Source organism: Labilibaculum manganireducens, assembly GCF_002843385.1.
Lineage (GTDB): Bacteria > Bacteroidota > Bacteroidia > Bacteroidales > Marinifilaceae > Labilibaculum > Labilibaculum manganireducens.
Map to the genome: position 1 here is coordinate 17,962 of NZ_MVDE01000011.1, position 24,956 is coordinate 42,917.

20 protein-coding genes are annotated in these 24,956 nt (G+C 35.5%); 8 read left to right on the plus strand and 12 right to left on the minus strand.

The genetic code is table 11. The annotated features are described in order from the left end of the window. The first annotated feature begins 155 nt into the window (after positions 1-155). From BZG01_RS08940 to BZG01_RS08975, 8 genes are all read left to right on the plus strand, one after another. Complete coding sequence (locus BZG01_RS08940) at positions 156-1,490, plus strand: TolC family protein (protein ID WP_101309491.1); 1,335 nt, start codon at positions 156-158, stop codon at positions 1,488-1,490. Positions 1,491-1,516: 26 nt separating this feature from the next. Continuing rightward, a complete protein-coding gene (locus BZG01_RS08945) occupies positions 1,517-2,602 on the plus strand; it encodes an efflux RND transporter periplasmic adaptor subunit (RefSeq protein WP_101309492.1) in 1,086 nt (361 codons plus the stop codon). 34 nt (positions 2,603-2,636) lie between these two features. Next, entirely contained in the window at positions 2,637-5,867 is a 3,231-nt protein-coding gene (locus BZG01_RS08950; protein WP_101309493.1) for an efflux RND transporter permease subunit, read from the plus strand. Between the two features lie 22 nt (positions 5,868-5,889). Further along, positions 5,890-6,198, plus strand: coding sequence for a hypothetical protein (locus tag BZG01_RS08955; RefSeq protein WP_101309494.1), 309 nt, complete (start codon positions 5,890-5,892; stop codon positions 6,196-6,198). A 19-nt stretch (positions 6,199-6,217) separates the two neighbouring features. Then, entirely contained in the window at positions 6,218-6,406 is a 189-nt protein-coding gene (locus BZG01_RS08960; protein ID WP_101309495.1) for a YgaP family membrane protein, read from the plus strand. A gap of 132 nt (positions 6,407-6,538) precedes the next feature. Then, a complete protein-coding gene (locus BZG01_RS08965; RefSeq protein WP_101309496.1) occupies positions 6,539-9,205 on the plus strand; it encodes a COR domain-containing protein in 2,667 nt (888 codons plus the stop codon). A gap of 132 nt (positions 9,206-9,337) precedes the next feature. Then, positions 9,338-10,168, plus strand: coding sequence for a YecA family protein (locus BZG01_RS08970; RefSeq protein WP_101309497.1), 831 nt, complete (start codon positions 9,338-9,340; stop codon positions 10,166-10,168). A gap of 15 nt (positions 10,169-10,183) precedes the next feature. Further along, on the plus strand, positions 10,184-10,645 hold the full coding sequence (locus BZG01_RS08975; RefSeq protein WP_101309498.1) for a 3-oxoacyl-ACP synthase: 462 nt from the start codon (positions 10,184-10,186) through the stop codon (positions 10,643-10,645). A gap of 29 nt (positions 10,646-10,674) precedes the next feature. Here the strand turns inward: BZG01_RS08975 and BZG01_RS08980 are convergent, their stop codons facing one another. The 12 genes from BZG01_RS08980 to BZG01_RS09035 form a co-directional block, all read right to left on the minus strand. Continuing rightward, positions 10,675-11,073: a hypothetical protein gene (locus BZG01_RS08980; RefSeq protein ID WP_101309499.1), complete on the minus strand. Its 399-nt coding sequence runs from the start codon at positions 11,071-11,073 to the stop codon at positions 10,675-10,677. Between the two features lie 44 nt (positions 11,074-11,117). Continuing rightward, complete coding sequence (locus BZG01_RS08985) at positions 11,118-11,519, minus strand: NifB/NifX family molybdenum-iron cluster-binding protein (protein ID WP_101309500.1); 402 nt, start codon at positions 11,517-11,519, stop codon at positions 11,118-11,120. Positions 11,520-11,747: 228 nt separating this feature from the next. Beyond that, positions 11,748-12,920 (minus strand): DUF418 domain-containing protein, encoded by a 1,173-nt coding sequence (locus tag BZG01_RS08990; RefSeq protein ID WP_101309501.1) that lies wholly within the window; start codon positions 12,918-12,920, stop codon positions 11,748-11,750. A gap of 191 nt (positions 12,921-13,111) precedes the next feature. Further along, positions 13,112-13,687 (minus strand): porin family protein, encoded by a 576-nt coding sequence (locus tag BZG01_RS08995; RefSeq protein ID WP_101309502.1) that lies wholly within the window; start codon positions 13,685-13,687, stop codon positions 13,112-13,114. Between the two features lie 221 nt (positions 13,688-13,908). Further along, positions 13,909-15,942, minus strand: a complete 2,034-nt coding sequence (locus BZG01_RS09000; RefSeq protein WP_180327269.1) for a tetratricopeptide repeat-containing sensor histidine kinase — start codon at positions 15,940-15,942, stop codon at positions 13,909-13,911. 352 nt (positions 15,943-16,294) lie between these two features. Further along, entirely contained in the window at positions 16,295-17,359 is a 1,065-nt protein-coding gene (gene corA / locus BZG01_RS09005; RefSeq protein WP_101309504.1) for a magnesium/cobalt transporter CorA, read from the minus strand. Positions 17,360-17,721: 362 nt separating this feature from the next. Beyond that, positions 17,722-18,789 carry a ribosome small subunit-dependent GTPase A gene (rsgA, locus tag BZG01_RS09010; RefSeq protein WP_101309505.1) on the minus strand — a complete coding sequence of 356 codons (1,068 nt, stop codon included), beginning with the start codon at positions 18,787-18,789 and terminating at the stop codon, positions 17,722-17,724. A 471-nt stretch (positions 18,790-19,260) separates the two neighbouring features. Beyond that, positions 19,261-19,965, minus strand: a complete 705-nt coding sequence (locus BZG01_RS09015; protein ID WP_101309506.1) for a peroxiredoxin — start codon at positions 19,963-19,965, stop codon at positions 19,261-19,263. 731 nt (positions 19,966-20,696) lie between these two features. Further along, positions 20,697-21,503, minus strand: coding sequence for a rhamnogalacturonan acetylesterase (locus BZG01_RS09020; protein ID WP_101309507.1), 807 nt, complete (start codon positions 21,501-21,503; stop codon positions 20,697-20,699). A 59-nt stretch (positions 21,504-21,562) separates the two neighbouring features. Next, a complete protein-coding gene (locus BZG01_RS09025; protein WP_101309508.1) occupies positions 21,563-22,951 on the minus strand; it encodes a glycoside hydrolase family 140 protein in 1,389 nt (462 codons plus the stop codon). Between the two features lie 71 nt (positions 22,952-23,022). Beyond that, positions 23,023-23,772, minus strand: a complete 750-nt coding sequence (locus tag BZG01_RS09030; protein WP_101309509.1) for a rhamnogalacturonan acetylesterase — start codon at positions 23,770-23,772, stop codon at positions 23,023-23,025. Positions 23,773-23,927: 155 nt separating this feature from the next. Beyond that, a complete protein-coding gene (locus tag BZG01_RS09035; protein WP_101309510.1) occupies positions 23,928-24,893 on the minus strand; it encodes a family 43 glycosylhydrolase in 966 nt (321 codons plus the stop codon). Positions 24,894-24,956: the final 63 nt, after the last annotated feature.

Sequence of the window (24,956 nt, forward strand, 5' to 3'; positions counted from 1 at the left end):
AGTATTGCAATTGGTATCCTAAATATCTAAATTTCAGTTACTATAAATAAAATCAAAGTTAAGATAAAAATATATTAAAGCTACAAACATGTAGATATTTGGATATATGGATATTGTTGTTTAGATTTGAATCGAAATTAAAAGAACAAATAAATATGCGAAACCTTAAAATCTATTTCATTTTACTCTTAGTTGCGGGCTTTTCAATAAAAGGGAAATCACAAGCAGTAGAAATGAAGTTAAGTTTGAAAGAAGCTTTAGTAAAAGCTTCCGAAAACAATTGGGAAATTAATAAGGCGAAGGCTGAGGGAAGAGTTGCCAAAGCCGAATTCCGTCAAACAAATTCTGTTTTTTTGCCGATAGTGAATCTTTCACATTCGGGAGTTGTAACAAACGATCCGTTGAGCAGTTTTGGATTCAAATTAAAGCAGGAGATAGCCACACAGGCTGACTTTAATCCACTCTTGCTAAATGATCCTGGTCAGACTAAAAATTTTAATACTAAAATTGAGGTTCAGCAGCCATTAATTAATATTGATGGAATTTATGGCAGAAGGGCTGCGAATGCAAAAATGCAGGCTGTTGATTACAAAACAGAGAGAACAATCAATTTTACAAAGTTTGAGGTGAAGAAAGCCTATTATCAGCTCGAATTGGCTCAAGAGGCAGTTTCAGTTCTTCAATTATCAAAAAAGGCAGCTGTCGAAGCACTACAAGTTACTGAAAACAATTTGGCGCAAGGCTTTGTGCAGGAAGCAGATCTGTTATCTGCAAAGGTACGGGTTTTGGAATTGAATAATCAGTTAGCAGATGCACGTAATAATCAGAAGAGTGCAGGAGAGTTTTTGGCCTACCTTTTGGGTTTGGATATTAATGTGGTGATTGTTACTACAGATTCTTTGGAGAAAAAGCCTTCCTTGTTAAATGGTTTGGAGCAAGATTTTCAAATTGAAAATCGTTCGGATTTGAATGCCTATAGAAAGAGTGTTGAAGCAAGAGAAAGTATGCTGAAATCAGAAAGAATGCAGTTTCTTCCGCGGTTAAATGCATTTGGTGCATACGAATGGAATGACGATAAACTTTTTGGAACATCAGCAAATAATTACATGATTGGGGCAAGTTTATCATGGAATTTATTCAGCGGGTATAAAAATATTGGGAAGGTTCAGAAAGCGAAGGCCGAGCTGAAAATCTCGGAGTTAAACTTCGCTGAATATGTATCCAAAAACAGTATGGAAATTCAATCTGCCAAAAGAAATCTGAAAGTGGCATATGATAAAATCGAATTGAGCAAATTAGCCAAAGAGCAGGCAGAAGAAGCATTTCGAATACGCACTAACCGATACAAGCAAGGATTGGAAAAAACTACTGATATCTTATATTCTGAAACGGTTTCGATGGCACGGAATCTTGATTATATAAACAGTTTATACAACTATCATGTTGCAGTTTTCCAATTGGAATTATTACTGGAAAAAGAATTACAATAAACAATCATACTAAAGCATCTACAGATATGAACTCAAGAAATTTTTTAATTATAGCACTGATCACATTAGGTGGATTATTATTACAATCGTGTGGAAGTGAAAGCAAGGTAAAGGAGACAGAGAAGGCTGATGTTAGCGTAGCAGTAGGAACAGCTAAATTAACAAATCAAGCTGAAACAATGAGTTTTTCAGGTAAACTGGAAGCTGAAACACATTCGAATCTTAGTACACGAATTATGGGTCAAATTGCTAAGATTAATGTAGAAACAGGTCAAAAAGTAAATAAAGGCCAGGTTTTGGTTGAAATTCATGCAAAAGATATTCAAGCGAAAAAGGCACAGGTGAAAGCTAATGAACTGGAAGCAGAAGCTGCTTTTAAAAATGCAAAGAAAGATTACGATCGTTTTACTGTATTGTTTGAGCAAAAGAGTGCTTCACAGAAAGAGTTGGATGATGTAACAACACAATACAATATGGCAAAAGCCAGATTGGAAGCTGTTAACGAGATGGGTATTGAGGTAGAGGAAATGCTTAGATATACTACTATCAAGGCTCCTTACAATGGTGTGATTACTAGAAAATATATGAACGAAGGTGATTTGGCATCTCCGGGAATGCCATTGGTTGCTATTGAAAAACAAGGCGAATTTATGGTGATGGCCCGAATTCCTGAATCTGAAATTTCGAAAATCAAACAAAATGATCCGGTGTTGGTTCAAATTAGTGCATTAGGCGATGTTAAAATACCTGGTTTTGTTTCGGAAGTCAATCCATCTTCTCAGTACACCGGAAATCAGTTTGAAGCAAAAATAGTTTTGAAGCCTGCCAATGAACAAAAAAATAATCTGTACAGTGGTATGTATGCAAATGTTTTGATTGAAAAAGGCGGAATGCCATCTATAATGATTCCAGCAAGTGTTTTGATTCATAAAGGCCAGTTGACAGGTATCTATACCGTTAGTCAGGGTGGAACAGCAATATTGCGATGGCTAAGACTGGGGAAAACTATTGGTGATCAGGTTGAAATTCTATCGGGCTTAAACGATGGTGAGAAATACATCGTCTCCTTTAAAGGAAAAATTTGGGATGGAGCAAAACTTACTATTCAATAAGTACAGCTGGTAGTTACAATAAATAAAAAAACATATGAAAACAGGATTTGCAGGCCAAATGGCCAAACTATTCATAAATTCTAAATTAACTCCGCTTTTGATGGTTGCCTTCATGGTGATTGGCATGTACAGTGCTTATTTAACGCCAAGAGAAGAAGAACCACAAATTGATGTACCCATTGCTGATATCTTTCTAAGATATCCAGGTGCCAGTCCGGCTGAAATTGAATCGAGAGTTATGCAGCCACTAGAAAAAGTAGTGGCTAATATACCAGGTGTTGAATATGTTTATTCTACATCAATGCCTGGACAGGCAATGTTAATTGTTCAGTTTTATGTTGGTGAAGACATTGAAAGATCTTTGGTTAAGATGTACAATGAGATCATGAAACACATGGATGAAATGCCAAAAGGCACTTCCATGCCTTTAATTAAAACACGTGCAATTGATGATGTTCCGGTATTGGGATTAACATTTTGGAGTGAAAATTATGATGATTTTCAGTTAAAAAGAATAGCACAGGAAGTAAACAACGAAATAGAAAAAGTTAATGATGTTTCGGAGACCAAAATAATTGGCGGACGTTCGCGTCAAGTAAGAGTTGTTCTGAATCGGGCACAAATGGCTGGTTATAACATTGATGCTTTGAGTATTGCCCGGCAGATTGAAATATCCAATCAGCAAATAGGATCAGGAGCATTTAATAATCACGACACCGAATATTTAGTTGAAACAGGTCGGTTTCTTGAAAATTCAGAAGATGTTTCAAATCTGGTTGTTGGTGTATACAATGGCAGTCCAATTTATCTGAAACAAGTTGCTGAGGTTGTTGATGGTCCGGAAGTGCCGTCGCAATACGTGAGTTTTGGTTATGGAAAAATAAATGAGGCTAAGGAAGCTGCAAAAGGAAATTACCCTGCTGTTACTATTTCAGTGGCCAAACGACGGGGGGCTGATGCAATGAAAGTTGCGGAACAAATTTTAACAAAGATAGCTGTTTTGGAACAGGAATTAATTCCTGCCGATGTTCATGTTGAAATAAGCAGAAATTACGGTGAAACTGCGTCAGACAAAGTTTCGGAGCTGTTGATGCATCTTTTAGGAGCTATTATTGCAGTTACATTTGTTGTGATGCTGGCCATGGGATGGCGTGGTGGATTGGTTGTGTTTTTATCAGTGCCAATCACCTTTGCCTTAACCATGTTTAGTTACTATTTTCTGGATTATACATTGAACAGGATTACCTTGTTTGCTTTGGTCTTTGTTACGGGAATTGTGGTTGACGACTCCATTATTATTGCGGAGAATATGCACAGGCATTTTAAAATGAAACAGCTGCCGTTTATGCAGGCGGCCTTGCGTTCAATTGATGAAGTAGGGAATCCAACAATTTTGGCAACTTTTACTGTTATTGCTGCAGTTTTACCAATGGTATTTGTGTCTGGTTTAATGGGACCTTATATGAGCCCGATGCCAATTGGAGCATCCATTGCAATGATTTTCTCCTTACTGGTAGCTCTTACCATCACTCCTTATCTGGCTTATCGCTTATTGCGATTTAAAGAAAAAGATGATGCTGATGAGAAGGCTTTTAAGCTGGAAGACTCGATGGTGTACAAACTTTATTCAGCTACGATTTCGCCCATGCTGGAATCAAAATGGAAGAGGTGGAGTTTTATTGGTACAGTGGTTGTTCTTTTACTGGCTTCAACTACATTGGTTTATTTTAAACAGGTTGCTGTTAAAATGCTTCCCTTCGATAATAAGAACGAATTTCAGGTAGTTATTGATATGCCCGAAGGAACTACCCTTGAACGTACCGCTGTTGTTGCTAAAGAATTGGCAGCTTACATTTCTCAGCAAGAAAATGTAGTTGATTATCAGACTTATGTAGGGACAGCAGCACCAATAAATTTTAACGGTTTGGTTCGTCATTACGATTTGCGTCGTGGTTCGAATGTTGCTGATATTCAGGTGAATTTAACTCATAAAGATGAGCGTGACGAGCAAAGTCACGATATTGCTAAGTTAATGAGACCTGCATTGCAGGAGATTGGAAAGAAATTTAATGCCAATGTAAAGGTTGTTGAAGTTCCACCGGGACCACCGGTAATGTCGACTTTGGTGGCAGAAATTTATGGTCCTGATTTGGAGGAACAACGAAATATTGCAGCTCAGGTAAAGACTCTTTTTGCCAAAACTGATGATGTTGTTGATGTTGACTGGTTGGTTGAAAATGATCAAACCGAATTTCAGTTTAATGTGAACAAAGAAAAGGCAATGTTGGCCGGAGTTTCGACTCAGCAAGTGGTTCATACTTTAAATATGGCATTGCAGGGGCAGGAAGTTTCCCAATTGTACCAAGAGTCTGAACACAATCAGGTTGGGATTGATTTACGATTGCAGGAGAAGGATAGAAGTAGTGTTGCCGATCTGAAGAGAATCAATATTTTATCACAATCGGGGCAGTTGGTTGCTTTGGGCGATATTGTTGATGTACATGAAAGAATTAAGGAGAAAAGTATCTACCGTAAAAATCAGAAACGAGTGGTTTACGTTACTGCGGATGTTGCCGGGAAATTGGAAAGTCCGGTTTATGGAATCATGAACATAGCTAAAAACCTAAGTGATGTTAAGCTTCCTGAAGGTTATGATTTAAAAGAGGAATATACTCAACAACCGTTTTTAGAAGATAATTACAGTTTGAAGTGGGATGGGGAATGGCAAATAACCTATGAAGTTTTCCGCGATTTAGGAACTGCTTTTGCTGTGGTGTTGCTGGTTATCTATTTGTTGATTATTGGATGGTTTCAGAATTTTAAAGTTCCTTTTGTAATGATGATTTCAATTCCATTATCTCTTGTTGGAATTTTGGTTGGACACTGGTTGATGGGAGCTTTCTTTACCGCTACATCTATGATAGGATTGATTGCCCTTGCGGGGATCATGGTGAGGAATGCCATTTTATTGATTGACTTTATTAATCTTCGTTTGGAGGATGGTATTCCGTTAAAAGAAGCTGTTATTGAAGCTGGAGCCGTGCGCACAACTCCAATTCTGCTTACTGCAGGAACTGTTGTAATTGGAGCTGTTGTAATACTGTTCGATCCAATCTTTCAAGGTTTAGCCATATCACTGATGGGAGGTTCTATTGCTTCAACATTTCTGACTCTGGTAATTGTACCACTTATCTATTATATGACTGAAAAGAAAAAATATCCTGTAATTGACCCTAAATCGAGTGAGATTAAGGACGAGGAATAAATCTTAAACTAATTTAAAACTTATGAAAGTTGTAATCATATTTTGTGTGAGTTCCTTTTATGATGATTTGAAGAAAATCTATCGAACTGCGGGTGTTGGGGCTTATAGTGAGTTTGATGTAAAAGGGTATACTCAAAAACATATTAAAGATGGTCAGGTACCAAACTGGTTTGCCTCTAATAAGGACTATTATGATTCTATCGCTTCTTTTTCCTTTTTAACTGACGAAAAAGGTTCTGAATTACTGAATCAAATTACTCTATTCAACAATGATATAGATTGTTGCAATCCAATGCATGCTTATATGCTGGATGTTGAAAAATTTATTTAAATAATTAGTATAAAATAAGATGAGAGAGAGAATTATTAGAGGCATTGCAGGAACATTAGTGTTGGTAAGCATTTTACTGGCAGTTTACGTAAATATGAACTGGTTGCTGCTGACTGCTTTTGTTGGTTTAAATCTGATGCAATCATCAATCACCAAATGGTGCCTGATGGATGATATTTTAAAGAAAGTTTTTAAAATGGATAATTAATTCATTTTAATTCTAGTTTGGGTATAAAGCTCTGAATGTAAATTCAGGGCTTTATTTTTTGATAGCATAATTTAAGATTCCAGAAATAGTAATTTTTAATTATATATATTTATGTTTTAAAAATTAAGATAAATGAATACAGTAAATATACAGATTGCGCTAAATAGGATTGAAGAAGCTAGAAAATACGATACAAGCCATTTAAATTTAAGTGGTTTACAGCTCACAGAAATTCCGACGGATATTTCGGATATGAACTTTTTAGATTCAATTGATTTAAGTTTTAATAAATTTGTGGAATGCTCAGATATGATTTCAAAATTATATTCCTTATTAAGTTTGAATATTAGCAATAATTATTTACAAGATATTTGCTTTGATTTTTATAAAGAGTATTCAATTAACGAAATTGATATTTCATCTAATTTATTTTACAGAATCCCTTATAATCTTTTACAATTTGATGAAAATAAGATTTGTATTTATTTTGATAATAACCCATTTTTAGATTCTATCCCAATTGAAATCTCCACAGAAGGAAATTTATCATATATCGAGTTTTACCTTGATTCTTTAAAGTCCCAGGATAAGACAAAAAGATTATTTGAAACAAAACTTCTAATTGTTGGTAAGGGGAGTGTAGGTAAAACAACTCTTGTAAAAACTTTGAATGATCCTGAATATAAAGTGAAAATAGGAGAGGAAAATACAACGGAAGGAATAAATATAAATAGATTATATGAAACAGTATATTTTCCTGCCCATAAACCTTACTATTCTTTTTTTAATGATAGAGAGAATCTGTATGAATATGATGAAGGTTTAGGAAATGAACAGGATAAAGAGTCATATATATATATGGGGGATATTTCTTCTTATGGTGAAGGGTTTTCAGATTATGTTGATATATTGAAAGAGCCATATTTAGAAGGAGAGATATTTGTAGAAAAAGATATAAAAATAAATGTATGGGACTTTGGAGGACAAGAAATATTGTATTCTACTCATCAGTTCTTTTTGACGCAAAGATCCTTATACATATTTGTTTGGGAACCTCGTGCTGATAATGAGGAAGAAAGTTTTGAATACTGGTTGAGTATTATTCAGCGTCTTAGTAAAAACTGCCCAGTTATTATAGTTATGAACAAAGCAGATATACGAATTAAAAGTATTGATGAAAAAAATTATCTAGATATATTTAAGAATATCGTCGGCTTTTTTAATATTTCTTGTTTTACAAAAGAGGGGATACAAGAACTTAAACGACAGATACGAGAAACTATTTCAAAATTGCCACACTTAGGTGATAGGTTGCCACAAACATGGGAGAATATTAGAGAAGAATTAGCAAGAAAAGAATTAGATTACATCACTTTTGATGATTTTAAAGAGATTTGTGGATTTAATGAAATTGAGAAAGTAAATCATCTAAGTGGGTATTTAAATGATTTAGGAGATATAATTTATTTCAAAGATGATATTATGCTAAATAATTTAGTAATTATAAATCCACATTGGTTGACGAAGGCTATATATCAACTCATTCATTCATTGCAAGTACAGAAAAACAATGGACTGTTTGAAGCTAATAATTTATCCAAATATTTGAATGATAAACAATATCCCAAAGGGAAACATTATGAACTTTTATCATTAATGGAAAAATTTGAAATTTGTTTTAAAGTGATTGGTTCAAGTAGTCTTTATGTTATTCCAACATTACTCAAAGCGCAATCCCCTTCTATTGAAGAACTTGATAGGTTTAGGATATCAGAAGCGTTAAGATATAAAGTAAGGTATAACTTTTTACCTTCTGGTTTAATTGAAAGATTAATATGTCGTTTGAATAATCATTTAGAGGATAGTCTTTTTTGGAAATATGGAGCCATTTTTAATTCTGAAACATGCAGAGCGTTAGTTGAATTAAATAAAATCAAGAAGTCTATAAATTTATATATTATAGGTGAAATGAAATCACATTTATATACAATTATTACTCATGAGCTTAATCAGATTCATATAGATTTAAAGCTAGAAAAGATTGATTATAAAGAATTGTATGCATGTAGTTGTGTTGATTGTTTAGAAAGTAATCATCCATACATGTTCGAAAAAGAGCTTCTTGCGAAGTATATAATTAAGGGAAGGAAATTAATTGATTGTCGAAATAGTTTAGAGCAAGTTGATATTGAAGAATTAATGATCGGGTATAAATCGGTAAAGGCCAAAGAAAGCCTTATTAGAGATTTTGTGTCAGCGTCTTCTCAATTGCAAACAAGATTAGATTTATTAAAAGGTTTTAATGAAAATCAAATTAACACATATTTCCAAGATCTAATGAGGCAGTATCTTTCTAGTAAAAAGCTAACACTGAATGAGCAATCCCTTAAAGGTAGATCTGAATCAGGTAAAAATCAAGGGGAATTAGATATTGCAGTTGAAACAATTGAAGGTAATACAATCTCGTTTTTTGAAGGTTTTATATTAGCAGGATTAAATACAAAAATAATTGAAACGCATTTAAATAAGTCCATGTTAAATTATGACTCGAATGGGTTAAACGAAAAATATGTTGGCATATATAGTCGAGCGAAGAATTTTTCGTCTTTAAGTGCAAAGTATAAAAATTATATAGATGGAATACAAATAGAAAATGTTGAAATTGAAAGCTCAGAAGATATATCTAATATTTATGTGAACGGATCTGAAATAAGAGTAATTAGAACCAAATATAGAAGAAATAAAATTCAGCTTAACTTATATCATTTACTTATAAATATTTATACAGGAGATTATTAGATTCTGCAACTTTATGTTCTATAATTACTTATATAGTTATATGATATATTATTGTGAAAATTGTTTTAAATTAGAGTTTGCAGAAAGTCAAAGCATATAAAATTGCATATATTTGCCAATAAATTTGACTATATGATACGATCTACTGAACACGCATTCGAAACAATCGATACCCAGCTTAAGGGAATTCCATACGAAGCAATTGATTTCCTGAGAAATCAGGAAAATAGCGAAGAGTTAAGAAAGAAATTGGTTTTCGCCTTTACAAATGCCTACAATGGTGAAGCATACTATTCTGACGAGTACAGAGTGATGCTGCCGGCACCATTATGGTATTGTATTGTTGCAGAGAAACATTTGTCGGAGGAATTGTTTGAGCCATTATTGGAACTGTTTACTGTTGAGGAAGATTGGGATTTAATGAACGAACAGGCTGTATATTTGGCAGGACTGCTTGCCAGAAAATATCCGGAACAATTCGTAGATAAAGTGCTCGGTTTTATTGAAGAAAACATTAAATCAGATAATAAAAAGCCTTATCTCTATTGTTTTGAGGCATTGTATTACGCAACAGAGGAACAGTTTGATCGAATTCATTCCATATTGGATAAGGAGAATTTTCATTGGGTAGATCATTACATTCGTGTATTGGGTGATTTACAGCGCAACAACACTCTTCAAAAATTTAAGGAGATTCTGCCAAAATTCGAAGGTAAGCACACCGCGGTCGAGTTACAATATTATATTGATGTGATGGAAGGTAAAGTTTCTGATTTTCAGAAAGGAACAGCTTTTTGTGAAATGCGCGATGCGGAATGGAAGAACCATTATCAGCAGATGGAGCATATTTTTGCTTCTTCGGAATCGCCTGTTGAGCAAGGTACAAAAATCAATAGAAACGATCCATGTCCATGTGGCTCAGGGAAGAAATACAAACAGTGTTGTTTAAAGAATATGTCGTAATCAGATGTTAATTCTATGAGCAAATACTTAGAAATAAAAAAAGAGTTGTACCTGTATGTATATCAGACAATAGAAGAGAAGTTGCAGCACAATAAGCTGGTCTTGCAGGAATTGAAAGAATCAGCAGGAAGCGAAACCAAAAGCAGTGCGGGAGATAAGCATGAAACCGGACGGGCAATGGTTCATTTGGAACAGGAGAAAATGGCTCAGCAATTTGTCGGCAGTCAAAACATGCAAAGCGTATTGGCTAAAATTGATCCTGAAATTTCAAATCCTTCTATTTCTCTTGGATCTCTTGTAATTACTGATAAACTTCGGTTTTTTGTGTCTGTTGCTTTGGGAAAAGTTGAATTAGACAAAAAGGAATACTATTTGGTTTCTTTTACATCTCCGCTTGCAAAACAATTTATTGGCAAACAAAAAGGAAATACCGTTCAATTCAATAATCAAGACTATGCAATTGAAGAGATTGTATAGCTTGTTTTAATTTGCACATAGTAAGGTGATTACACGCTTTCTAAGCATGTTTCATGTGCAATTCTGCTTATTTCCTGAATTGCTCCAAATAGGTCAGCTAAATCTTCGTCAGTTGGTTCCGACCGATGATACTTTTCCAAAGAACAAATAGATTGGATGTTTTCGTATTTTAAGATGCGCTTTTTAAGCGTTGCATCAATTGGCATCACCTCTTCCAGACCATAAATAAGATCACTGTAAGTGTGATTTTGAGGCATATTTTGATGATAATCCAGTATTGCCATGATGTATCCTTCTAAAGACATCGATAACAAATTGTATCGAACGGTATTTCCCAAGATGCTTTTTTCACCTTTTGGTGTTGCTCCTTTTAGAAATTGATCACCATCCTGCATCCATCGGTTCCAGTTTAATTTTCTTGTTGTCATATCAGGTTATTTACGTGTAACGATTAGTAATAGAAACAATATAATTAGCATCCGGAATTGCATGATCCGCAGGATGTACTGCAATTTGAAACGCTTACATGTGTCACATTTCCATTTACGATTGTGAGAGGATGCAATTCTTCTTTGTCGAACAGTTTAATGTTTTCTTCTAAATTATTTCCCTGAGCGGGATACAAGGCAATTCCCATTTCAGTAAACAAATGAATGGCCATAACTGGCATTTCTCTTATTATCACCGAAAGAATTCCCTTACGTTTTAATGCAAAACTGATGTTGCCAATTTTGCTTGTTAATGCATTGGTTGGAAGCCATTCATAAGTTTTACTCAAGCTATCATATATGCAGTAAGAGGCAGCATCGTCAAATTCTTTTGTAATCTTATTTTTTGCATTTTCATGATCAACCACTGGTATCAATACTTTCATAATCCATTTGTTTGTTAGTCGTTCTAAAAAAGATACCAGCTAACAATCAAAATAAGTACCTAAAACAGATAGGTGTTCAATTTCAGATCATTAACGAATTGCAGGGACATGAAAAATTTCATTTTTGTAGGGATTCATATTGAAAATCTACAAAAATGTATGATTGTAAACATGTGGAGTAAATCATGTTGGAAATTACCGGGGAATTGATATTGCAAAAAGTAAAGCCTATTTTGCTCCCAACCAGGTAGCTTTGTGCCAGATAGCCTCCAATGGACCATGAGAATGTTTCTTGTCCCACCACGTGCAAAACAGACCTAGAATTAGAGCAAGGCTGATACCAATTAACAAGCTGTAAGTCGCACCTGTGTATTGATACATTCCCAAACCGAATCCGTAATAGATGCCGGCACCTAACATGGATTGAAATACATAGTTGGAAAGGCTCATTTTACCTATTGCTGAAAATGGTGTCAGAACATTTCGAAATGCATTGGTGTTGAAGAGTAAAACAAATCCTGATACCAAAAATACCATGAATGAAAGATTACACCATGAGGTTTCGATGGTTTGCACTGAGCGACGAATCGCTTCACTGCCAATTAATCCGCTAAGGTTTTTTTGAAGTATAAACAGGGGAACAAATGCGATGATTGAAATAATAAAAGTCTTTGTCCAAAATTTGGTGTTTTTATCTGATTTAGAAAAAAGATTCATACGACCGGCCAGCATCCCGAATAGAAAAGTTGAAAGAATATGAAAAAAACGACCATTTTCCCAGCTCCAGGCAATAACGGCTCTTTTCCCATTTGTTAAATTGCCGTATACAGTACCAAAAAATGAATCTGCTTTTACGTATTCATCCATTTTGCCGAAATAGGTCCATGATATTGGATTGGCTATTTTAATATCCGGATTTTGTATGGCTTTAAAAAGGTTAAATAATTCGTAAGGCTGAACGAACAGGAGTAAAGCAACAACAAATATCCACTTGTTGTTTAGTTTCACCAAAGGGATCAAAAATAAACCTACAAAAGCATATAGAGTAAGTATATCACCTTGGTAAAATGCTGAGTTTATAATCCCAAAAATGAAAAGAAGCAGCAAACGCCAGGCAAAGCGCGCTCTAAAATCATTGCCTCGTTTGTTTTGATTATTAGTCTGAATAAAAAAGGTTAAGCCAAATAGTAAGGCGAATATCGCGTAGGATTTACCTCCGAAAAGGAAAAACAATGAATCCCAAATCATTTTATCTAAAGAAACCATCCATGCAGGAAGGTTGGCCGGCGAAAAATAAACGTCGAAATGCTCAATATTGTGCAGGAGCATGATGGAGACAAGGGCAAATCCTCTTAATGCATCTACAACGTGCAGGCGGTTTTTAATTGCAGGGGTATTCATTTGTGACTAGCTTGGTTAAACAGAAGTTGCTAATGTAGCTAAGTTTTTTGTTTATGCCAAGGAGAAAATAATCTTCGGTTGGTTGAAATGTAAAAGTGTACTAATCAACCTGAATTAGAATGTTATAGATACTAAAAAATCCGATCGGTTTGGATCGAATTTTGTTTTGTATTTTAGAAAATTAGGATGAATTAGAACGATGCAGCTATTCCAATTTGAAAAACGGAATTTTTAGCATCTATTTCAACATAGTCATCATTGAATATTTTAGTTATTCCAAAGTTGTAGCGGGCTTCGATACTAAATTGTTTGTTAAGGTCAAATTCAAGTCCAAAATCAAAAGATAAATCAAAATCTCTCATGGCTTTGTCATAATCAGCAGTTTCACCGTCTTCCTCAAATTCTGAACTTAAATGAATGCCGATTTGAGGCCCTGCAACTGCAAATAATTTATCGGTTCCAAACATTTTTGCTCGAAGCAATAGAGGAATATTTAAAAAGTTGGTTTTAAATTGCAAATTACTTCCTTCACTATCTTCTTTCGATCCTTGTCGGGAATAAATAAGTTCAGTCTGAAACGCCAAGCATTCTGTGAAATTTGTCCTCATAAAACCACCAAAGTAAATATCGGCTCTGGAATCACCCTTTAGGTCATCTCCGGCACAGTTTGCAAGATTTAAACCTCCTTTTATTCCGTATTTTACATCCTGAGCAAATGAAGATGTGCCAATTGCGATAATGGCAAATAGTAGTACAATTTTTTTCATGTGATTTAGCTTAAAAAATTAAAAACATGCAAACCTACTAAAAGATATTGTTTTTGATATATGTCAAGTTTGCCAAGTTTGTCGATGTTGATCAGAGAAACTTTTTATGTTGTCAAGTTGTTCTGTTTGTTGATTAAGTGGAATGGCATAGACTGCAGTGTTAAGTTTCAATAACCTGCGTGACACGGTAAATTAATAGTTTCGGGGTAGTATTGCTGAATTTATTTGTTTTTGTTAACAGGCAAAGAAAAATACATTTCTGTACCCACGCCAACCTTGCTTTTTGCCCATATTTGGCCATCGTTTTTACGAACAAATTCCTGACAAAGAATCAAACCCAATCCGGTTCCTTTTTCTTCGTTGGTTCCTACGCGTTGAATGTTCTTTTCAATCATAAAAAGATTATTCATTATTTGTTCACTCATGCCAATACCGGTATCGCGTATACAAATTTCAAACACGCCATTCTTCAATTTTCCGGTGAGGGTAATCACACCTCCTGTATTAGAGAATTTAATGGCATTATTAAATAAATTGGAAACAACTATTTTAATGGTTTCCTTATCGGCCCACACTGTTTGTGCATCATCGATATTATTTAGGACATTAATTTTTTTTATTTCAGCCGCCGCCATGTTTGGTAAGATGCCTTCTTCTACCAGATTCTTTATTAGGTGTACCTCTTTATTCAATGAAATAAATCCACTTTGTGATCTGGACCATGTTAATAAATTTTCGAGCAGGGAATAGGTCGATTTTGAGGCATCTCCAACGTGATTGATCATTTCCAGACGTTCATCATCATTATAGTCATTGTAATGATGTGCTAATTCGTTATTAAAACCAATAATTGCAGTAAAAGGACTTTTTAAATCATGAGCAATAATAGAGAAAAACTTGTCTTTAGTCGCATTTAACTTTTGAAGGTTTTCTTCGCTTACTTCTAATTTTTTGATATTGTCCTCCAGAAGTAATTTTTGTTCATTAATAAGTTTATGCTGTGATTTTAAAATGATATTGTTCTTTTTGGATCTTAAAAAGTAAAATGCCACAATTGCAATCGAGAGAATGAGTATAACAATAGCAAGCAAAGCCAGTGTGTACTTGTTTTTCATGATAATAGCAGCATTCTCGGCCTGTTGATTTTTAAGTGCCAATTCAAGCTGTTGCTTCTCTATTTCATTCTTAGCCTTTTGTTCTTCAAATTCAACCAAATACTCAGCTACTTTCTCACTTTTTAAAGAATCGATGGCATTATTTGCCTTTTGCAGCGATTTGTATGCTTGTTTATGATCTCCAATTTGTGAATAGGCTTTGGCACTCATCTTATAAATTTCAGGATATTCTTCCTGTACACCAATAGAATCGGATAATTTTAAGCATTTATCGAGAACGTGAATACTTTCGGAGTACTTTTTTTGTTTGAAAAGCATTTCTCCTTGTTTGCGGTATGCACGCGCCAAGATGTGCTGATAATTATTCTTGATACAAATTTCGCTGGCTTTATCAATATAGTATTTTGTTGAATCAAAATTGTTGATGCCATTGTAATATCCCGATAAGGACAGATACAGATAGGATAGAACGTATTTGCTGTCAATTTTTGGAAGCAAGGATTTAATTTTCAGGTAATCGGACTTAGCCTCTTTAAATTTTTGATTTTCTACCTTTAAAACCCCAATATTGGAATAGGAAATGGCTAAATCTCCCACGTTAGTGGAATTTTGTTCCAAAGCAATGGATTTTTGAAAATAATTTAAAGCCAATTCATAATTATCGAGTCGTTTGTAAATTGCACCAATGTTGTTGCAGCAAACAGACAAACTGGTTGTATCCTTTAATTTTTCTGCAATTTCAAGTGCTTTTAGATTATAATTAAGACTTTTTAATTGATTTGATTCATAGGAAGCCAAATAACTCATGCCACTGTAACAATCCAATAGGTTGACGGAATCTTTTTCCTGAATAAATTGACTAAGAGCCTTATTGAAATTTTCCATTGCCGGCTTTAATTTTGCATCTTGAATTAGTGCGCGGGCAGTGTATAAATGGGATACAGCCAAACCATGATCGTAATTAATCTTCTGAGCCAGCAGCATTCCTTTTTGGCTGTAACGCAGAGAACTGTCAATACTTATACCTCCAAATAAATAAGCCATTTGATTGTAATTATCTACAAGCTGTTCTTGGTTCGATTCAATTCGGTTCTGCTTCTGTAAAGAATCAATTTGAAATTGCTCGCTGTTTTGAGCCATTGAAAGGAATGTAAGGCAAAAAAAGCAGAGACAGAACAGGGCTATTTTGAATGGAAATACTTTTTTCATCATCAATTCTTTGGTAGGGTGCGAAAATAGCCAAAAAAATAAAATATATCAGATTTACAGAACATCTTTTGATCTTATATTGAGGAAACAAGCCGTTAATTCCTGTATCCCGACCAAGGGAAATTTTTCGTTCACAAATAATGGCTTTTCTTGTGAAAACAGTCTGCTAAAATTCCCAATCATTGGTTCATTTTAGTACGGAAGGGTTAAATTCTATATGAAAACCCTCTTTTCGTTGCTATAGAGCGAAATACATAAGAAACCGTTCTGTTTCGGTTTCTTCTCAAAACCATTTTCTTTTCTTAAAATAGATGAGCATTATTACAGCCAAAATGATCATTACCATCCACATAATAAAATAGCTGTATTCGTAATGAAGTTCTGGCACAACATCGAAATTTGTGCCATAAATACCCGCAATAAATGTGAGAGGAATAAAAATGACTGAAAAAATGGTTAAAAATTTCATGATGTCATTCAGCTTGCTGCTTATGGTTGTGTGGTAAATCGTAAGCTGGTCGGAGAGGATTTCACGATAACTGTCTGAAGATTCCGTTGCCTGATTAATGTTATCCTGAAGCTCTTTAAAATGAACATCTGTAGAGTAGGCTATTAATTCCGATTCCATTTTCGAGAGGTTCAGGATCATTTCTCTTGCGGGTTTAATGTTTTTCCGCAAAAAGTTTAATTCACGTTTATAGGAATTAATATCGTCAATCACCGACTGTTTTGGTTCCAGCAGCAGGTTTTCCTCCAAGGTTTCGATTTTTTCCCCAAGCACACTAATGATATAGATATAATTATCGATTACAATATCCAGTAAGGCAAAAGCAAGATAATCTGTGCCCGAATTACGTATTCGTTTTTTATGCTTTCTTATTCGTTCGCGTACAGGTTCAAAAACATCACCTTTTATTTCCTGAAAGGTGATTAAAACATTTTCTGTGATGATTAAACTTAAATTTTCAACCTGAATTAAATCTGTTTCATTATCCTGCCGCAGCATTTTTATGGAAATGAAAATGCAATTGTCGTACTCCTGCACTTTAGGACGTGCATGGGTATTCATTACATCTGCCATAATAAGCTGTTCGAAATTAAAGTCTTTTGCGATTTCCTGCATAATGTCTGTATTATGAATTCCATCGATATTAAACCAGGTTACGGAGTCTTTTTCTTGGTATTTTGGCACTTCGCTTACTGTTTTAACAGCATTCTCTTCCAGATTATTGGCATCGAAATCGATAACCCGCAACAACACATTATCTATTTTTTGTTCTCCCCGAAACAGTAATTCATCCGGCGAAATACCTATTTCCTGTTTTGTTTTTAATATAAATCGTGCCATAGGTTTGCTCTTATATTTTAGTTTTTTCAAATTCCTTACTGTATGGTAATTTCCAGTAATACTTAAATGTAGCCATCATACACAACATGGCAATGGAATTATATGAAAAGATATTGGCAGCTATTTTAGGTGTTGGTGAAGTGGGAGAGAACAGACACCTCAACCCCGGCCCTTCTCCTCGAGGAGAAGGGAGCCTTCTTTCAAAAAAAATGTTTTGATACAGGAGCTGTATTCTCCTCTCCTTAAAGGAGAGGGATAGGGTGAGGTTTTGAAAAGTTATGGAGCGAACAAACTGTTGACGTGCTGAAAGAGATAAGAAAAGCCAACGTGAGGTGGCTTTTACTATTGTATTAGTATACTGTTTAGAACTTATTGTCTTTTCTTTGTTTTTTTACATTTTTCACCATCTTGCCAAAACTTTTATCCTTTTTTTTCTTTTCTTGCACAGTCGATTCAAAATGTGTTTTTTCCCGGTGCATTTTCTGAAAGTTCGCATATGAGTTGGGATCAATTTCACCATTTTCAACAGCTTCTAAAATCGCACAGCCTTTTTCGTGTTGGTGGGTGCAGTCTTTAAACCGGCAATTTTCTGCATATTCCATAATGCCGTCGAACGTTATTTCTAAACCACTGGCCGTGTTTGCAATTCCAACTTCCCGCATCCCTGGGTTATCGATTAAAATCCCGCCATTTTCGAGCACGATTAATTCTCTGTGGCTGGTAATGTGTTTCCCTCGGTCGATACTTTCGCTGATAGCTCCTGTACTCATTAGTTCTTTACCGCTTAGCTTGTTTAGCAGTGTCGATTTTCCCACACCCGAGGAACCCAGCAAACAATAGGTTTTCCCCGTATTTATTAGTGTTGCTAATTGATCCAGTCCGGTATCCGATTCATTGCTGATGGCAATTACAGGAACATCTTTTATGCGTTCCGCAATCAGATTTAGAAAAGTTTCCAACTCGGCAGCAGTAATTAAATCAATTTTGCTAAGAAGTATAATTGGTTCCACATTAGAAGCATAACAAATGGTCAAATACCGTTCTAAACGGTTGATATTAAAATCGCGGTTAACAGACTGTACAATTATGCCGTAATCGATATTTACTGCAATTATTTGTACCTGTCCTGATTTGCCAACTGCTTGCCTCTCAATTACTGAACTGCGGGGGTAGATGGCATGAATGAGAGTTTTTCCTTCATCGAATTCAGAAAATGCGACCCAGTCGCCAACGGCCGGAAAGTCATATCTGCTCTCTGCTGTAAAGCGCAAATTACCTATTAATTCAGAATCAAACTCATTTGTTGGAGTTTTTACAACATACCTTTCCTTGTGTTCCGATATAACCCTACCTATAGCAAATGAATCTAAATTTTGTTCAATTCTATAGCTTTCAAGTGTGTGGTTGTATCCCAAATCTTCGTAAGTCATTATTATTGTGTTTAATAGTAGTTGAATATGGCTGTTTATTGAATTTCAATTTAGCCATCTTTCCCAATTGCACCAAAAAATTTCAGGAAAGATATTGCAACGATTCCAGATGTTGGTGAGGTGGGAGGGAACAGACACCTCAACCCCGGCCCTTCTCCTCGAGGAGAAGGGAGCCTTCTTTCAAAAAAAATGTTTTGATACAGGAGCTGTATTCTCCTCTCCTTAAAGGAGAGGGATAGGGTGAGGTTTTTGAAAAGTTGCGGATTTCTTATGGTGGTTTGTTTTGGAACTTGTTTGTTTTTGTTGGTGTTCGGAAGCGCTGATGGGAAAGATATACCGCTCGAAAGTTTTTGAAAGAGTTGCTGGATTATTTGCTTGTTGAGATTGAGTAATTTTTGAAATAGTACAACTTGATAAAGTAAAAAGAAAAGGCATCTCTATGGAGCTGCCTTTTTCGGTATTGATTAAGAATTAATCGAGAATTTCTTCAATTGTAATGTAATCACCAACACGTCCAGTCATTTTTTCTGCATCAGTATTAACAGGAAGCGTTTTTTTTCCTGGTCTCCATCCTGCAGGACAAACTTCTCCTGTTTTAGTTGCATGTTGCCATGCCTGCACTTGACGTAGAAATTCATTAACATTTCTACCTACAGAATCAGCTTGCACTTCCTGTGCTACACAAATTCCATCAGGGTTAAATAAGAATCTACCACGCAGTGCTACACCTTCTTCTTCGATAAGTACACCAAATGCACGGCTTACTTCCTGATTTCCATCAGCACCTATGGTTAGTCTTAAACCTTTAAGGATTGGTTCAGTTTCAACAAATCTTTTGTGCGAAAATTTAGAATCAACTGATACAGCAAGGATTTCAGTATTTAATTTCTGAAATTCATCATATTTAGCATTCATTGCCGCAATTTCAGTTGGGCAAACAAAGGTAAAGTCAGCAGGATAGAAGCATATTACAGCCCATTTTCCTTTGTAATTATCACTCGATACTGTTGTGAAATGACCTGTGGCAGCATCATAAGCATCCATTGTGAAATTTGGCATTTCTTGTCTTACCATTGTTGAACTCATCGTTTTTTCCTCCTTTACTAATTGATTACTATTTTTTGCATTTTCTACTTGAACTTTTTTTCTGGGTTTTAAACCTGTGTCGCATCCCATAATTTAGCCTCCTGTTTTAAATTTTATTTATCCATTTCTTATTTGATAAAGTTATTTATTATTCTCCTAAAAAGAGAATATTCTCAATTGAAAATGTATATTTCATGATAGGGAAAATTTATAAGAATGATTTTAATTAGAAAAATGCTTCTAAATTTGTATGGTCATTTTGTTTGTTATCAGGTGGTTGTGTTTTGATAATCATCTTTCCCATTTGCAGTAAAAAATCATAAGAAAGATATAGGCAGCTATTTTAGGCATTGGTGAAGTGGGAGAGAACAGACACCTCAACCCCGGCTCTTCTCCTCGAGGAGAAGAGAGCCTTCTTTCAAAAAAAATGTGCAGATATCAGGAGCTGTATTCTCCTCACCAAATTAGAAAAGGGATAGGTTGAGGTTTTTGAAAAGTCGCAGATTCCTTAAGGTGAATAGAATTGGCAACTGGTGAGCGGGAGAGAACAGACACCTCAACCCCGGCTCTTCTCCTCGAGGAGAAGGGAGCCTTCTTTTAAAAAAAATGTTTTGATACAGGAGCTGTATTCTCCTCTCCTTTAAGGAGAGGGATAGGGTGAGGTTTTAAAGATCAGAACAAAAAAATAAGGGGCTTGGAGCCATAAAAAAAAGCCACTGACGTGGCTTTTTAATTCTTAAACGGTTGGTATTGATTACATCTCAAAAATCATTTTTTTCAACTTTGATTGAGAAAACAAATCATAAACATATAAAATGGTTTCATTTCTTTACAGTTTTCATTGCATCAAAAACCAATTTAGCAACAACTTTTGCTCCTTTAGGTTGAAAATGCGTATTGTCTGATTGTCCTTCCGGGTAGGCTTCATATACGCCGGCGGGTAAATTCATAAAATAATTATTAGTTACATATTCCTGACCTTTCCTGCTAAAAGTATCCATAGATAATTGATTTAAATCAATAAAACAGACCTGCATTTCGACAGCAACATCCATGGCTGCTTTTGGGTATTCACCATGAACATTTTCTAAATGACTGTCTTTCCATGGGTAATTTCTGCATACAGGAGTAAGAATAATTGGAACTGCGTTCTTTTCTCTTGTTTGAGATACAAATAATCTTAGGAACTCCTTGTAGCTTTCAATATCGGTATAACGTTCCGGTTTGTTCTGTGCTGCATCATTATGACCAAACTGCATGATTACAACATCGCCTTTTTTCAGGTTTTTACATACTGATCTCCATCTTCCTTCCTGAAAAAAGGTTCTTGTACTTCTACCTCCCCGTGCACGATCATCAATAACAACACTGTCTGTATCGAAAATATTTTTGAAATCAGTTAAATCAGTTCCTGTAAATTGTTCCTGAAATACCTGCCCCCAGCCTGTTACCGGATATCTGGTTTTGTAATAATCTTTACCTTCTTCGTAATTATCAGCATAATCAGCTACGGTAGAATCCCCGATTAGATATATAGTCACTGGTTTCTCTTGCAAGGAAGAGCAACCGAACACAAACAAAATCAATAATAAAAGATTTCGTTGATGAAAAATTAAATTCTTTTTCATTTTTATTAAGTTTTAATTGTTAATTATTTACCCTGTTTCAGGAAACAAATCAATTCTGATCAATCTTTTTCCAATACCAGTACCCAATCATTTCCATTTGATTTATCTCCCGGAGGATCAAAGGATTTTATGCCTTTGGCTTCGAATGTACCTATTTCAATATAGGATCCGTTTCGGGGATTGTACCATGATGCTTTCACTTCGCTTACATCCATTTTTTCCAGATTGATATTCATTATCCGACCAGTATAGGTGTAAATAAATGCATAATCGCGGCCTTTTGCGGCGGATAGATAATCGTATTTTTCGCCTTGCTCATCTGCAATAAGATCTTGTGCAGGAATTCGGTCGAAATAAGATTTTGATAAAATCAATTGCTTCAGGTATTTCATCTGGATGGCTCCCGGAGCATTTAGCGCCGGTTCCCAGTACTCTTTCGAACCATAAGCCGGATTCTCATCTCCTTCCTTGTGAAATTGCATAATGGCATTATTGCCGTAGGTAAAACCGCAGCCACCTGTAAAAACCGACCAGTAAGCATATCTTCTGCAATCAGAGTCGGTCCATAAGGGTTGAGTGGTATCGTGAAGTCCCTGAGGAATACCTTCGTAAGAAGGTTCTCCATCAAGAGTTGGTTTTACCGGAATTTTCGCATAATCAGCAGCAGCATATTTCCAGTTGTCTTCTCCATGATAGGGAAGGTCCGTGTCCTGATCGTATCTTCGGTGTCCCGATTGAAACATATTAAAATCAAGCCAGTTTTCGTTATGAAACCATTCTGATGATTGCATTCTGCCAAAAGGGTGGAAGGTAATCAGCTGTTTCGGACTGTTTTGCCGAATGGCTGATCCAATAGCCTGCCAGGTTGAAGTGGAGTCACAGCCCTTTGTATCGCCGCCATTCATCCAAATTACATTTGAACAGTTTTTATACCTTAGGGCTAACCATGCCGCGTATTTTTGCGCCTCTTGCTCAGACACGATACCGCTTTTTACATTCGATCCCCAAACCGGTACCAGCGCCATGTATAATCCTTTTTGATTCGCTAGATTTATTAGGTAATCGATGTGATCCCAATAGTCGTACTGCTCAGAATTTTCGGCTGAATTTCCCAACGTGGTATCCGGTTGATCAACATGACAGTCTATGAGGGCAGAATCTCCGTAAACATTCACTGCTTTTGTAACATCATGCAAAACCATTGCCTGTATTACATTAAATCCTTTTTGATGTCTGTCTTCAAAATATCTTTCTGCTTCTTCGCGCGTAAGTTTTGTGAAAAGCAACCATCCGGTATCACCCAACCAAAAAAATAGTTCTCCATTTTCAGTAGTCAGAAATCTTTTGTTTTCAGAAATCTTAAGATTGGAAAGTGAGTCTGATTTTGAATTACAGGACAAACACAATAGTAAAAATGAGAATAAAGTGAACAGCGTGGTTTTTTGCATATTTTGAGTGTTTACAATCTGGATGTGAAAAAATGCTTTGTGAACAATTTAGAAAGATACATTCCTGTTATTTATTTTTTAAAATACACGCTAAGTTCAGGCACTTTTTGTGTGATTTCACTTTTGGCAAGATCACAAATCCGAAAAGCTCCGCTTGCCGATAGATGTGTGTCGTCATTTCTGCCATCAGGCAAAGACTCATATTCTCCGGCATTGATGTGTAAGTATAATTTTTTTGAAGCATCTTCTCCATAATTGATAAGAAGTTCTTTGGTTAATTTTTGTAAATCAAGCAACGGAACCTGTTCTGATTCTGCAACTTCCCTAACTACCTGTGGATACATGCCATGGCTCTCTTGAAATACACCATTCTCATCAAATTTTCGACGTACTATAGAGGTGGCTAAAACAGGAATACCGCCTTTTTGCCGTGCTTCGCTTACAAAGCGAATCAAATTTTGTCTGTAATCGGTATCTGGATTGGTATATCTGGTGCTGTCCTTTATTTTTTCATCGTTATGTCCAAACTGAATAATCACATAATCTCCGGTTTGCATATTTTCCAAAACTTTGGCCCATCTTCCTTCATCCCGAAAGCTTTTTGAACTGCGTCCGTTTACAGCATGATTTTCCACATGTATGCCTTCATTTAAATACAGAGGAAAGATTTGACCCCAGCCTCTTTCCGGATTTCCATTCGCGAATGGTTTATTGGCCATTGTAGAATCACCAACAAGAAAAATGTTAGTCTCTTTTTTTTGTGTACAAGAAAATGCAAACAAAATCAGTAATAAAATGATTGTTTTGGATAGGTACTTCATTTTGAATGTTTTTAATTTTTATATGATGTTTGAAAATAATTTATCTCCTTGTCAATTGTATTTGGTTCATTCTTCGTTCGCTAACGCTTGCCTGGCTCGCCAGCAGTTCGCCGCTTATAATAAAAAGAATAAAAGCTCTTTGCATTGTTGTATTGCTAGTCGGCCCGATTTTCCCCAACACCAGCATCTGTTCTTTTTACTTCCTGAATGGTTCCGTCTTCGTTAAAATAAAGGTATTCAGCACAACATTGACGCTGTGTTTTATCGCAGGTTGATTTTGTTTTAAGCCAGCGGTGGTAGAATAAAATCCATTGTCCTTTAAATTCAACAATTGAATGGTGATTATTACTTTCCCCTTCCTGCTGCATAATAACGCCCTGGTATTTCCATGGGCCGATAGGAGATTTGGACATGTAATAGGTAAGGATTCTGTTATTTTCAGGCATGGTATAATAGTAATTTCCATTTCTTTTAAATACCCACGGGCCTTCTCTTTTTGGATTGTATCCGCCCATATCCATTTTAATCAGATCACCTTTAACGCTAAGCATATCGTCAGCCATTTCTGCAACAAAATAGTCGCCTCCACCATTAAAATAGACGTAGGCTTTGTCATCATCATCAACAAAAAGACAAGGATCGTTGGCGTAAGGTTTTTTCCATAAAGGGGCTCTAATTGCATCAACAAAAGGGCCTGTTGGAGAATCACTTACTGCAATCCCTAATCCCATCCATTTTGTGCTGTTTTTAGAATTTACACGATCTTTAAAACCGGTGCCGGCAGGGAAACAGAAATAATATTTACCATTTTTATAGGCACAATCGGGAGCCCAGGCGAAATTATCTGCCCACGAAAGATCATCAACCGATAAGCAGGCGCCATGATCGGTCCAATTCACCAAATCGGAGGAGGAGAACACGTGCCAGTCTTTCATGAAAAAATCAGGCTGACATTCTTCATCATGGGAAGTATAAAGGTACATTTTCCCATCTTTCCATACATGGCCTGAAGGATCTGCAGTTTTGATACTGCTGCCAAAATTAAGTGGGTTTTGAGCAAAGGATATTGATGTATTTACCAGCAAAAATATCAATGCTATTTGTATTGCAAACTGTTTCATCCTATTCTTGTTTTATATAGTAATGGTTGGTATTATTTTTTAATGCGTTTTTTCATTGAAAAA

What these genes read in the sequence shown, in the direction of transcription:
- BZG01_RS08940 (WP_101309491.1), top strand. Translation starts at nt 156, where the DNA reads ATGCGAAACCTTAAAATCTATTTCATTTTACTCTTAGTTGCGGGCTTT.
- BZG01_RS08945 (WP_101309492.1), top strand. Translation starts at nt 1,517, where the DNA reads ATGAACTCAAGAAATTTTTTAATTATAGCACTGATCACATTAGGTGGA.
- BZG01_RS08950 (WP_101309493.1), top strand. Translation starts at nt 2,637, where the DNA reads ATGAAAACAGGATTTGCAGGCCAAATGGCCAAACTATTCATAAATTCT.
- BZG01_RS08955 (WP_101309494.1), top strand. Translation starts at nt 5,890, where the DNA reads ATGAAAGTTGTAATCATATTTTGTGTGAGTTCCTTTTATGATGATTTG.
- BZG01_RS08960 (WP_101309495.1), top strand. Translation starts at nt 6,218, where the DNA reads ATGAGAGAGAGAATTATTAGAGGCATTGCAGGAACATTAGTGTTGGTA.
- BZG01_RS08965 (WP_101309496.1), top strand. Translation starts at nt 6,539, where the DNA reads ATGAATACAGTAAATATACAGATTGCGCTAAATAGGATTGAAGAAGCT.
- BZG01_RS08970 (WP_101309497.1), top strand. Translation starts at nt 9,338, where the DNA reads ATGATACGATCTACTGAACACGCATTCGAAACAATCGATACCCAGCTT.
- BZG01_RS08975 (WP_101309498.1), top strand. Translation starts at nt 10,184, where the DNA reads ATGAGCAAATACTTAGAAATAAAAAAAGAGTTGTACCTGTATGTATAT.
- BZG01_RS08980 (WP_101309499.1), bottom strand. Translation starts at nt 11,073, where the DNA reads ATGACAACAAGAAAATTAAACTGGAACCGATGGATGCAGGATGGTGAT.
- BZG01_RS08985 (WP_101309500.1), bottom strand. Translation starts at nt 11,519, where the DNA reads ATGAAAGTATTGATACCAGTGGTTGATCATGAAAATGCAAAAAATAAG.
- BZG01_RS08990 (WP_101309501.1), bottom strand. Translation starts at nt 12,920, where the DNA reads ATGAATACCCCTGCAATTAAAAACCGCCTGCACGTTGTAGATGCATTA.
- BZG01_RS08995 (WP_101309502.1), bottom strand. Translation starts at nt 13,687, where the DNA reads ATGAAAAAAATTGTACTACTATTTGCCATTATCGCAATTGGCACATCT.
- BZG01_RS09000 (WP_180327269.1), bottom strand. Translation starts at nt 15,942, where the DNA reads ATGGCTCAAAACAGCGAGCAATTTCAAATTGATTCTTTACAGAAGCAG.
- corA (WP_101309504.1), bottom strand. Translation starts at nt 17,359, where the DNA reads ATGGCACGATTTATATTAAAAACAAAACAGGAAATAGGTATTTCGCCG.
- rsgA (WP_101309505.1), bottom strand. Translation starts at nt 18,789, where the DNA reads ATGACTTACGAAGATTTGGGATACAACCACACACTTGAAAGCTATAGA.
- BZG01_RS09015 (WP_101309506.1), bottom strand. Translation starts at nt 19,965, where the DNA reads ATGGGATGCGACACAGGTTTAAAACCCAGAAAAAAAGTTCAAGTAGAA.
- BZG01_RS09020 (WP_101309507.1), bottom strand. Translation starts at nt 21,503, where the DNA reads ATGAAAAAGAATTTAATTTTTCATCAACGAAATCTTTTATTATTGATT.
- BZG01_RS09025 (WP_101309508.1), bottom strand. Translation starts at nt 22,951, where the DNA reads ATGCAAAAAACCACGCTGTTCACTTTATTCTCATTTTTACTATTGTGT.
- BZG01_RS09030 (WP_101309509.1), bottom strand. Translation starts at nt 23,772, where the DNA reads ATGAAGTACCTATCCAAAACAATCATTTTATTACTGATTTTGTTTGCA.
- BZG01_RS09035 (WP_101309510.1), bottom strand. Translation starts at nt 24,893, where the DNA reads ATGAAACAGTTTGCAATACAAATAGCATTGATATTTTTGCTGGTAAAT.